Here is an 11,772-nt window from a genome sequence, read left to right as displayed (position 1 = left end):
GGGTCCGAGTACCGGAACATTCCCGCCTCGGCACGCGTTTGCCCTTTGGGCCCAGGCCCGGTCATGCCCCTGCGGCAAAGGCTTGGCGATGGGCTCGAAAAATCAAAAAAGGAGCGCCCCATGAGCAACGTCAGACTGAAACGCGGACTGTGGATCGTGGTGGCAGATGGCGAAAAGGCGCTGTTCCTCGAGAATCGTGGAGACGTCCAATATCCCGACCTTCAGGTCGTGCACGAGATGGAGCAGGAAAATCCGGCAACCCGAGAACAAGGCACGGACCGCCCCGGCCGCTACAGCGACGGCCCTTCCGTCCACCGCAGTGCGGTCGAGGACACCGACTGGCACCGTCTCGGCAAGGAGCGTTTTGCCGAAGAGATTGCCGACAGGCTCTACAAGCTCGCGCATCGCGGCACGTTCAAGGAGATCGTGCTGATCGCGCCGCCGGCGGTGCTGGGCGACATGCGCAGGAAGCTGCACAAGGAGGTCACCGACAAGATAACGGCCGAAATTCCAAAGACGCTGACCAACCACAGCATACCCGATATCGAGAGCCTGCTGCAGGCAACCTGATCGGGGCATCGGCGGCGCGCAACTTTCGTTTCCGTCGCCTGCCTGGAGCAGGCCGCCGGCTGGCAACGCTTGCCGGCTCTCCGCCTTTTGCTGCCTTGTCATCGATTTCATGGGGAATGCGGGGTTGTCTCGCGACTGTCCCAGCCTCCATACTGCCAAGGCGGCGGCTTTTGGGCGGCGCACATCCGACATGGCAATTCCTGAAGGCGCTCCATAGACAATGCCGCATGACACGCCCCTTATCGCCACCATCGTCGCCGGTCTGGGGCTGGCTTTCATCTTCGGCGCACTTGCCAACCGCTTCCGTGTCCCGCCGCTGGTAGGCTATCTCGTCGCCGGCGTTCTGGTTGGACCGAACACGCCGGGTTTCGTGGCCGATGCCGGCCTTGCCAATGAACTGGCCGAGATCGGCGTCATCCTGCTGATGTTCGGCGTCGGCCTGCATTTCTCGCTGAAGGACCTGTTGTCGGTCCGCGCCATCGCCGTGCCCGGCGCCATTGTGCAGATCGGCTTCGCGACAGCCCTTGGCGCCGGCCTTGCCTGGATGCTCGGCTGGTCGATGGGCGCGGGGCTGGTCTTCGGCCTGGCGCTTTCCGTGGCCTCGACGGTGGTGCTGTTGCGCGCCCTGCAGGAGCGGCGGCTGATCGAGACCGAGCGCGGCCGCATCGCCGTCGGGTGGCTGATCGTCGAGGATCTCGCCATGGTGCTGGCGCTGGTGCTTTTGCCGGCATTGGCCGGCGTGCTCGGCGGCCAAGAGCAGGTGGATGTACACTCCAGCGGTCTGCTGTCGCTGCCGACGAGCTACGGCGTCTGGGGCGTCGTCGGCATCACACTGGCCAAGGTCGCGGCCTTTGTCGTGGTCATGCTGGTGGTCGGCCGCCGGCTTATCCCCTGGATCCTGCACTACGTCGCCCATACCGGATCGCGCGAACTGTTCCGGCTGGCGGTGATTGCGATTGCGCTTGGCGTCGCCTTCGGCGCGGCCAAGCTGTTCGGCGTGTCGCTGGCTCTCGGCGCTTTCTTCGCAGGCATGATCATGAGCGAATCCGAGCTCAGCCACCGCGCGGCCGAGGAATCGCTGCCGCTGCGCGACGCTTTTTCCGTGCTGTTCTTCGTCTCGGTCGGCATGTTGTTCGACCCGTTCAGCCTGATCAGCAATGGCTGGCCGATCCTGGCGACGCTGGCCATCATCGTTATCGGCAAGTCGCTGGCAGCCTTCGTCATCGTCGTCGTTTTCCGCTATCCGATCGCAACCGCGTTGATGATTTCGGCAAGCCTTGCCCAGATCGGCGAATTCTCGTTCATTGCCGAACTCGGTGTCGGGCTGAAGCTGCTGCCCGAACAAGGCCGCGACCTCATCCTCGCCGGCGCCATCCTGTCGATCGTCCTCAATCCGCTGATGTTTCTTGCCGTCGACCGGATGAAACCCTGGCTGGAAGCACGCGCCGGCGGGACGGCGGCGCCCGGCGAAGCAAGGCCGATCGGCCCGGCGACCTAGCCCGGCCAGGTGGCTTCGGTCGCGGCGCCTGCGAAGGAGGATGGCCCACCGCCCAGGACGAGGCTGACCGGCCACACCATCCTGATCGGCTACGGCCGCGTCGGCAGCCTCGTCGGCACGGCGCTGAGGCAGGCCGCCCTGCCCTTCCTCGTCATCGAGGATGCCGACAAGACGTTGGCGAAGCTCAAGGCCGACGGCATCGAAACCGTGGCCGGCAACGCGGCGAATGGCGACGTGTTCGCCGCATCGAACCCCGAGGGCGCGAAGCGGCTGATCCTGGCCATTCCCAACGCCTTCGAGGCCGGGCAGGTCGTGCTGCGCGCCCGCGCCGCCAATCCGACAATCGAGATCATCGCCCGCGCCCATTCCGATGCCGAGGTCGAGCACCTCAAGGGCCTTGGTGCCGACACCGTCATCATGGGCGAACGGGAGATCGCCCGCGGGATCGTCGAAGTAGTGATCGGACATGCGACGGCACCGGCGGTACCGTTAGAGACAGCTGAGAAGTCGACCGCGTAAGCTCACCGCTCAAACGTGCTGGCCGCCATTGATGTGGATTTCCGAACCGGTCACGTAGGACGCCTGCTGCGAGCACAGGAAGAAGATGATGTCGGCAACTTCCGCCGTGGTGCCCAGCCTTCTCAGCGGAATTGTCTCGACGATTTTTTCGGTGCCCGGCGACAGGATCGCGGTGTCGATCTCGCCCGGCGCAATGGCGTTGACGCGAATGCCGTGCGGGCCGAAATCATGCGCCATCTCGCGTGTCAGCGAGCCGAGTGCCGCCTTCGACGTCGCATAAGCGGTACCGGCGAAGGGGTGCACGCGGGTGCCGGCGATCGAGGTGACGTTGACGATCGAGCCCTTGGCCGATGCCAGCTCCTTGAACAGTCCGCGCGCCAGCATGATCGGGGCGAAGAAATTCACCTGGAAGACGTCGCGCCAGACATGCATCGGCGTGTCGATCGAGTTCATGCGGCTGTTGCCGTCCTTGAGCTTCGGCGAGATGCCGGCATTGTTGACCAGCGCATGCAGCTGCCCGCCATGCGCCTCCAGCCGGTGGCGGATCTCGGAGATGGCGATGCCGACGTCCTCCTGGTCGGCGAGGTCGACCTTGATGTGGTCTTCCGGGCCGGCCGGCCACGGGCAGTCCTCGGCAAAGGCCTGGCGCGAGCAGGTGATGACGCGCCAGCCTTCGCGTGAAAAGCGCTTGACCGTGGCATGGCCGATGCCACGGCTGGCGCCGGTCAGCACGATCGTCTTTCTGGTGTCGAGTTCAGCCATGTCGCTTGTCTCCAGGCGGACATGTAGCGGAACATCGTCGCGGTTGCGAGGGGGATCGCCGCTCAGCCGCCGGTCAGGATGTCAAGAATCGAGGTCTGCCGCTTCTTGACCGGGCCGCCGACATTGCCGGGCGGCACCGGATGCTTGATCGATCCGGTGGCGCTGTCGACGCCCGGCATGGCCAGGCCGCCGGCATCGACCGTCTCGGCAGGGCGCGCGGGACGCGAAGCCGGCTGGGTAGCTGCCGCAGGCGGCGCCGATTGGCCGACGGAAGCGACCGGCGGCGCCGTGTCGGACGGTATGTCGTCTGGGACGATGGTGTCGGGCGGCGTCGACTTCCAGGTTCCGGGCAGCGGCCGCACCGGCACGCCCTCATGGGCGGCGACCATGAATTCGTGCCAGGCCTGCGCCGGCAGCGCGCCGCCGGTGACCTTCTTCATCGCGCTGCCGTCATCATTGCCGAACCAGACGCCGGTGGTGAGGTTGGCGGTATAGCCGATGAACCAGGCGTCGCGCGAGTTCTGGCTGGTGCCGGTCTTGCCGGCGGCCGGCCACGCGAACGCCGCCTTCCTGGCCGTGCCGATCTCGACCGTGCCGGTCATCATCGAGTTCATCATGCCGACGACATCGGGCTTGACGACGCGCGGCGCACCGCCGCCATTATTTTCGTAGAGCACCTTGCCGTCGCTCGTCGTGACGCGGCGGATGAAATGGATGTCCGGCTTGTAGCCGCCATTGGCGAAGGGTACATAGGCCGAGGTCAGTTCCAGCGGCGTCACTTCCGAGGTGCCCAGCGCGATCGAAGTGTTGGCCGTCAGCTCGGACTGGATGCCCATGCGGTGCGCCGCCTCGACCACCGCATTCGGTCCGACTTCCATGGTCAGCTGCGCGGCCACCGAGTTCAGCGATTTCGCCAGCGCCGTCGCCAGTGTCACCTTGCCAAAATATTTGCCGCCGTAATTGTCGGGCGTCCAGTTGCCGATCTTGATCGGCGCGTCGTTGCGCACGCTGTCCGGCGTACGGCCGGATTCCAGCGCCGCCATATAGACGAACGGCTTGAATGCCGAGCCCGGCTGGCGGCGCGCTTCCGAGGCGCGGTCGAACTGGCTGGTCGAATAATCATAACCGCCGACCATGGCGCGCACCGCGCCGGAATTGTCGATCGACACAAGCGCGCCCTGGCTGACATTGAGCTTCTTGCCGCTCTGGTCGATCAGCCTCCGGATCGATTCCTCGGCGAGCTTCTGCAGCGTCAGGTCGACAGTCGTGTCGACGACGATGTCGCGGCGCACGTCGCCGATCAGGTCGGGCAGCTCTTCCATAATCGTATCGGCGACATAGTTTTCCGAGCCGGTCCAGTAGGACGGCGCGCGCGTCGCCGGCGCGCTCATCGCCGTGGTCATCTCCTTGACGCTGATCTTGCCCTCGTCGCGCATCGCGGCAAGCACCAGCTGCGAACGCTGTTCGGCCGCCTTCGGGTCGCGCGCCGGCGACAGCCGCGACGGCGCCTTGAGCAGGCCGGCGAGAAGTGCGGCCTCCGACAGCGTGACGTCGCGCGCGCTCTTGCCGAAATAGCGGCGCGAGGCCGCTTCGACGCCATAGGCGCCGGAGCCGAAATAAACCCGGTTGAGGTACATTTCGAGGATCTGGTCCTTCGTATGCTTGTGCTCCAGCCACAGCGCCAAGAGCACTTCCTGCACCTTGCGTTCCAGCGTGCGGTCCGGCGTCAGGAACAGGTTCTTGGCCAGCTGCTGGGTCAGCGTCGAGCCGCCCTGCGAAAAATGCCCGCCCAGAACATTGGTCACCATGGCCCGGGAAAGGCCGATCGGATCGATGCCGAAATGCGAATAGAAGCGGCGGTCTTCGATGGCGATGACGGCCTCGGGGATGTAAGGCGACATTTCGTGCAGGCCGACGGCTTCGCCGCCGCTCATGCCGCGATTGCCAAGCAGCTGGCCGTCGACCGAGACGATCTTGATGTTGGGGGCGCGGTCGGGAATGGCCCAGGTGGTGGCCGCCGGCATTTTCGCGCCGTAATAGACGACGATGCCGCCAGTGGCGATGCCACCCCAGATGGCCAGCACGAAGCACCAGTAGAACAGCCGGCCAAGCACGCCGAGCCGGCTTTTGCCGCGCCCGCCGCGTGACGGCTTGGCCTTGGATGATTTGCGCTTTGCAGCGGCTTTTCGGTTGCTCGGCACGACGCGGTCCTCCTCGCTCACCGAAAAACCGGCCGAGGATCTCGCCCCCGGCGATGCCTCGAAGCTGGGCTCGATGCGGCTGTCTTTCCGGTTCGCCATGCGCTCTGCTGTCTTCCCCATGCCTATGGCGTTCGGGTTGAAGACTAGATGCGGCGATTTAAGGGCGGGTTAAGTCGGGAAAAATCGAAGTAAAGTGTATTCAATCGCTTGCCGAGCACGCGCGGCCCGCGGCAGCCTCAAGCCGAAAATGAAAAACCCGCCTCAGCGGGCGGGTCGTTGGGGCCAATGAGCACCATAGCGAGATTAGTAGCATAGCTGCCGGCACAAAGCAAGAACAAAATACGCTTCGCCTCAGAATAATCACTTCAGGTCGGCGGTTGCGACAGCCCTCAGTCGTCGGCGTCCGGATCGTCGGAAGCCGGCCGCCAGCTGATTGGCTCGATCTTCTTTTGCGTATGGCCGTCCGTATAGGCCCACCAGCCCGCATCACTTTCGTCCCAGTCGCCGCCGGCCGCCTTCAGCCGGTCGAGCGAACGGTATTGCGCGATGCTCTCGTTCATCACGCCGTCGTTGTCCTGCCAGTAGACGGTGACCTTGGAACCGTCCTTCGGTGCCGTTTCGATTGGTTTTCGCGCAGCCATTTCAATTCCTCCCGGCCGACGGCGTTAGTGCCAGAAGGCCATTAGCTGTGGGCGAAGATATCCTCTTCATCCCAGCCCATCAGGTCGAGTTTCGCACGCGTCGGCAGGAAGCGGAAGCAGGCATCGGCCTCCCTCGTCCGGTTGTCGCGCGCCAGCCGCGCGCTCAGCACGTCGCGCAGCCGGTGCAAATAGAGCACGTCGGAGGCGGCATATTCGAGCTGCTCGGGCGACAGCGTCTCGGCCGCCCAGTCGGACGATTGCTGCGCCTTCGACAGGCCGACGCCGAGAAGCTCGAAGCAGATGTCCTTCAGCCCGTGCCGGTCGGTGTAGGTGCGCGTCAGCCGCGACGCGATCTTGGTGCAGAACACCGGCTCCGGCATGACGCCAAACGCGTTGTAGAGCACGGCCAGGTCGAAGCGGCCGTAATGGAACAGCTTGGTGATGCTGCGGTTCTTGAGCAGGCTGACGAGGTTCGGCGCCTTCTTCTGACCCGGCGCGATCTGAATGACGTCGGCCGAGCCGTCGCCCGGCGAGATCTGCACGACGCAGAGCCGGTCGCGATGCGGGTTCAGCCCCAGCGTCTCGGTGTCGATGGCGACCGCCCCGACATCGTAATGCAGCAGGCCGGGCAGATCGTTTTTATGGAAACGTATGTCGCTCATCGTCTTCTCCGGTCGCGGCCCCGTGCAGCGATGCGCGACGGACCTTGCCCGTCCTTGCCGCGATCCGGCGAAAAATCAACAAAAACTTGAGTCTGGCGCAATTTCAGCGTGTCAGCGCCTCGAGAATGCGCGCCCAGGAGCGCTGGCCCTTGTGGAAGGAGTTCATCTCGTACTTCTCGTTCGGCGAGTGGATGCGGTCGTCGTCGAGGCCGAAACCGACCAGCAGCGATTCCATGCCGAGATAGGTCTGGAAATCGCCGACCACCGGGATCGAGCCGCCACTGCCGGTCACCACTGCCGGTTTCGGCCATTCGTCGGATAGCGCTTGCTTGGCCTTGGCGAGGAAGGGCGAGTCGTAGGAAAGCTGGATCGCTGGCGAGCCGCCATGCGGGTGGAATTCGACCGAGCAGTCGGCCGGAACGCGTTGCCTGACGAATGCCTGGAAGGCGGCGCGGATTTTTTCCGGATCCTGTTTGTGAACGAGGCGGAAGGACACTTTCGCCGAGGCCTGCGCGGCGATCACCGTCTTGAAGCCCTTGCCGGTATAGCCGCCGATAATGCCGTTGAACTCGGCCGTCGGCCGCGCCCACGTCAGTTCGAGCACCGAGCGGCCCTTTTCGCCGGACGGAATCGACAGGCCGATCGGGCCGAGGAAGGTCTCGGCGGTCTCGCCGAGCGACAGCCACGACTGCAATATCTGCGACGGCGTTTCCTCGACACCGTCATAGAAACCCGGAATGGTGACGTGGCCCTCCGCATCGTGGATGTCGGCCAGGATTTTTGCCAGGATGCGGATGGGATTGGCGGCCGCACCGCCATAGAGCCCGGAATGCAGGTCGCGGTCGGCGGCCGTCACCGTGATCTCCTCGCCGACCAGCCCGCGCAGCGAGACGCAGATCGACGGCGTATCGCGGTCCCACATGCCCGTGTCGCAGACCAGCGCGAAATCGGCCTTGAGCTCTTCCGCATTCGCCTCGAGAAACGGCTTTAGCGACGGTGATCCGGACTCCTCCTCGCCCTCGAACAGGATCGTGATGCGGCACGGCAATCCGCCATGCACCTGCTTCCACGCGCGGCAGGCCTCGACGAAGGTCATCAGCTGGCCCTTGTCGTCGGCCGCGCCGCGGCCGGTGATCACCTTGTGGCCGGGCTCGATCTCCTTGACCGCCGGCGCGAACGGGTCGCTTTCCCACAGCTCGATCGGATCGACCGGCTGGACGTCGTAATGGCCGTAAAACAACAGATGCGGCGCTCTCGCCGGCCCGTCGTGATGCGCGACCACCATCGGATGCCCCGGCGTGTCGCGCACGCTGGCGTCGAAGCCGATCAGCTTGAGCTCGGCAACCAGCCATTCGGCGGCCTTGCGGCAGTCGGCGGCGTAGTCCGGATCGGTGGAGATCGACTTGATGCCGAGCAGGCCGAACAGGCGTTCGAGGCTCTGGTCGAAGTTCTTGTCGAGGCGGTCGAGAACAGGGGAAACTGCGGACATCAGGCGGGCCTTTCGATTCTGGCGGCGAATCTAGAGCCCATGCGGCGAAACGGAAAGCCCGCGACCGTTGGGCCACAGCTCCCTGTCGAAAGGCAAAAAAATGCCGCCGTGGTGGAGGGGAACCACGGCGGCCTTACTCGAAACGATGCGGCAGCCCGGAGAGGGGGGATAGGCTGCCGCAAGTGTCCGGGATAGGCGGGGGACGGGCCTTGCTCCGGACTTCGGCGAAAACCGCCGATGGTGTTTATCTGTGTCTGCGAACGTGGCGATTCAAGGGCACAAAAATTACACTTTTGTAACATAGGCGTGAGCGTACAAAGCTCCGAGCAAGCCGCCATGGCCGGCCAGGCCCGCACGCCATTTGTCAGGGTGTTGCCGGAACCCTTGGCGCAAGCCGCCTTTGGCATGGACCGCGGCGCTGCGCCGCGCTATCCCTCGTGCCATGAAAAAAGGCGATCATCTCTTCCTTGTCGACGGCTCCGGCTACATCTTCCGTGCCTATCACGCGCTCCCGCCGCTGTCCCGCAAGTCCGACGGGCTGCCGACCAGTGCCGTGCTCGGCTTCTGCAACATGGTCTGGAAGCTGACGCAGGACGCCCGCAATACCGATGTCGGCATCGTGCCGACGCATTTCGCCGTGATTTTCGACTATTCGTCGAAAACCTTCCGCAACGACCTCTACCCCGAATACAAGGCCAACCGCTCGGCGCCGCCGGAAGATTTGATCCCACAATTCGGCCTGATCCGCCAGGCGACCAGGGCCTTCAACCTGCCATGCCTTGAGACGGAAGGCTACGAGGCCGACGATTTGATCGCCACCTATTGCCGGCTTGCCTGCGAAGCCGGCGCCGACACCACCATCATCTCTTCCGACAAGGATCTGATGCAACTGGTCGGCCCAACGGTTGCCATGTACGACCCGATGAAGGACCGCCAGATCGGCGTTCCCGAGGTGATCGACAAATGGGGCGTGCCGCCGCAGAAAATGATCGACCTGCAGGCGCTGACCGGCGATTCGGTCGACAATGTGCCGGGCGTGCCCGGCATCGGGCCGAAGACGGCGGCGCAATTGCTCGAACAGTTCGGCGACCTCGATACGCTGCTCGCCCGCGCCGGCGAGATCAAGCAGGACAAGCGGCGCGAATCGATCATCGCCAATGCCGACAAGGCGCGCATCTCGCGTGACCTGGTGACGCTGAAGAACGACGTGCCGGTGACCGAGGGGCTCGACGAGTTCGTGTTGCACGAGCCGGACGGCCCCAGGCTGATCGGCTTTCTCAAGACCATGGAATTCTCGACGCTGACCCGCCGCGTGGCCGAAGCGACCGGAACGGACGCGGGCGACGTTGCGGCCACTCCCGTCACGATAGAGCGTGCCGATACCGCGCATGGCCCCGATATGGGTTTTGGCGTGCCCGCGGCCGCCGAGAGCGCACCGCCGTCGGACGAAGCGGCACTCGAAGCCCCGGCCGCAGCCAGGCAAGGCGACACCCCATCCCTGCTTTCGGCGCTTCGCCTGGAGGCTGCCACCGCCCGCAAGATCGACACCAGCGCTTACGCCTGCATCCGCGACGCCGCCACGCTGAAGGTCTGGATCGCCGAGGCGATGGAGAGAGGCATCGTCGCCTTCGACGTTAAGACCTCCTCGCCCGATCCGATGCGGGCCGAACTGATCGGCCTTGCCATGGCCGTCGCGCCCGGCCATGCCGCCTATGTGCCGCTTGCCCATAAGAACGGCAATGGCGACCTGCTCGGCGGCGGCGCGGTCGAAAACCAGATCCCGATCCGCGACGCTCTGGCGTTGCTCAAGCCGCTGCTCGAGGACAAATCCGTCCTCAAGATCGTGCACGACATGAAATACCGCCTTGTCGTCATGAGCCGTCACGGCATCGAGATCGGACCCTATGACGACACCATGCTGATCTCCTACGTGCTCGAGGCCGGAACCCACGGTGGCCATGGCCTGGAGGCGCTGGCCGATAAATGGCTCGGCCACGCGACCATTCCGCTGAAGGAACTGGCCGGTTCGGGAAGAAGCTTCGTCGGCCTCGATCAGGCCGACCTCGGCAAGGCGACGGCTTACGGCGCCGAGCACGCCGACGTCGCGCTCAGGCTCTGGCAGGTGCTGAAGCCACGGCTTGCCGCCAAGGGCCTGGTCTCGGTCTATGAACGGCTGGAACGGCCGCTGGTGCCGGTGCTGGCACGGATGGAACAGCGCGGCATCTCTATCGACCGGCAGATCCTGTCGCGGCTCTCCGGCGAACTGGCACAGGGTGCCGCACGGCTCGAGGACGAGATCTACCAGCTGGTCGGCGAACGCATCAACATCGGCTCGCCAAAACAGCTCGGCGACATCCTGTTCGGCAGGATGGGCCTGCCCGGCGGTTCTAAAACCAAGACCGGCCAGTGGTCGACTTCGGCGCAGCTTCTCGAAGACCTCGCCGCCGAAGGCCACGAATTGCCGCGCAAGATCGTCGACTGGCGCCAGCTGACCAAGCTGAAATCGACCTATACCGATGCGCTGCCCGGCTTCATCCATCCCGACACCAAGCGCGTCCACACCTCCTACGCGCTTGCCGCGACGACGACCGGCCGGCTGTCGTCCTCGGACCCCAATCTGCAGAACATTCCGGTGCGCACGGTGGAGGGGCGAAAGATCAGGACGGCCTTCATCGCCGACAAGGGCAACAAGCTGGTATCCGCCGACTACAGCCAGATCGAATTGCGCGTGCTGGCCCACGTCGCCGAAATCCCGCAGCTCAAGCAGGCCTTCGCCGACGGCGCCGACATCCACGCCATCACCGCGTCTGAAATGTTCAACGTGCCGGTAGAGGGCATGCCATCGGAAGTGCGCCGCCGCGCCAAGGCGATCAATTTCGGCATCATCTACGGCATTTCGGCCTTTGGCCTCGCCAACCAGCTGTCGATCGCGCGCGAGGAAGCCGGCGACTACATCAAGAAATATTTCGAGCGTTTCCCCGGCATCCGCGACTATATCGATGCGACCAAGGCCTATGCCCGCGAGCACGGCTTCGTCGAGACCATTTTCGGCCGCCGCATCCACTATCCGGAGATCAGATCGTCAAACCCGTCGGTCCGCGCGTTCAACGAGCGCGCCTCGATCAACGCACGCCTGCAGGGCACGGCAGCCGACATCATCCGCCGCGCCATGATCCGCATGGACGAGGCGCTGGAAAAGGCCAGGCTTTCCGCCCGCATGTTGCTGCAGGTGCACGATGAGCTGGTTTTCGAGACGGTCGAAGCCGAGGTCGAGGCGACGATCCCCATCGTCTGCCATGTCATGGAGAACGCTGCCATGCCGGCGGTATCGATGTCGGTGCCGCTGCACGTCGACGCCCGCGCCGCCAACAACTGGGAAGAGGCGCATTAAGGCGGGCCGATATCGACTTCCTGTTGAGGAGCCTCAATA

Annotated in this window: 7 protein-coding genes and 1 pseudogene; 3 read left to right on the top strand and 5 right to left on the bottom strand. The window is 64.5% G+C overall.

Annotated elements, in window-relative coordinates; translation table 11 throughout:
* Positions 1 to 120 precede the first annotated feature (120 nt).
* Both NKH13_RS03180 and NKH13_RS03175 read left to right on the top strand, forming a co-directional pair.
* A complete protein-coding gene (locus NKH13_RS03180; protein ID WP_352468331.1) occupies positions 121 to 570 on the top strand; it encodes a baeRF12 domain-containing protein in 450 nt (149 codons plus the stop codon).
* A 220-nt stretch (positions 571 to 790) separates the two neighbouring features.
* Positions 791 to 2,587: pseudogene (locus tag NKH13_RS03175) on the top strand (cation:proton antiporter domain-containing protein).
* 9 nt (positions 2,588 to 2,596) lie between these two features.
* Here NKH13_RS03175 and NKH13_RS03170 read toward each other — a convergent pair.
* The 5 genes from NKH13_RS03170 to NKH13_RS03150 all read right to left on the bottom strand — a co-directional run bounded on the left by NKH13_RS03170 (position 2,597) and on the right by NKH13_RS03150 (position 8,342).
* The gene (locus NKH13_RS03170; protein ID WP_254816795.1) at positions 2,597 to 3,349 is read right to left on the bottom strand and encodes an SDR family NAD(P)-dependent oxidoreductase; all 753 of its coding nucleotides are present in this window, start codon (positions 3,347 to 3,349) and stop codon (positions 2,597 to 2,599) included.
* A gap of 62 nt (positions 3,350 to 3,411) precedes the next feature.
* A complete protein-coding gene (locus NKH13_RS03165; protein WP_352910589.1) occupies positions 3,412 to 5,649 on the bottom strand; it encodes a transglycosylase domain-containing protein in 2,238 nt (745 codons plus the stop codon).
* Between the two features lie 290 nt (positions 5,650 to 5,939).
* On the bottom strand, positions 5,940 to 6,191 hold the full coding sequence (locus tag NKH13_RS03160; protein WP_352910587.1) for a hypothetical protein: 252 nt from the start codon (positions 6,189 to 6,191) through the stop codon (positions 5,940 to 5,942).
* A gap of 41 nt (positions 6,192 to 6,232) precedes the next feature.
* Positions 6,233 to 6,853 carry a ribonuclease D gene (locus tag NKH13_RS03155; protein ID WP_023675237.1) on the bottom strand — a complete coding sequence of 207 codons (621 nt, stop codon included), beginning with the start codon at positions 6,851 to 6,853 and terminating at the stop codon, positions 6,233 to 6,235.
* A 103-nt stretch (positions 6,854 to 6,956) separates the two neighbouring features.
* Positions 6,957 to 8,342 (bottom strand): M20/M25/M40 family metallo-hydrolase, encoded by a 1,386-nt coding sequence (locus tag NKH13_RS03150; protein WP_352910585.1) that lies wholly within the window; start codon positions 8,340 to 8,342, stop codon positions 6,957 to 6,959.
* A gap of 442 nt (positions 8,343 to 8,784) precedes the next feature.
* On the opposite strand from NKH13_RS03150, the gene polA reads away from it, so the two are divergent.
* Complete coding sequence (gene polA, locus NKH13_RS03145) at positions 8,785 to 11,733, top strand: DNA polymerase I (RefSeq protein WP_352910582.1); 2,949 nt, start codon at positions 8,785 to 8,787, stop codon at positions 11,731 to 11,733.
* The last annotated feature ends 39 nt before the right edge of the window (positions 11,734 to 11,772 follow it).

This window comes from Mesorhizobium sp. M1348, from assembly GCF_040317925.1.
Lineage (GTDB): Bacteria > Pseudomonadota > Alphaproteobacteria > Rhizobiales > Rhizobiaceae > Mesorhizobium.
Note: the sequence above shows the minus strand (reverse complement) of the source record. Positions and strands in the feature narration are given on the sequence as shown.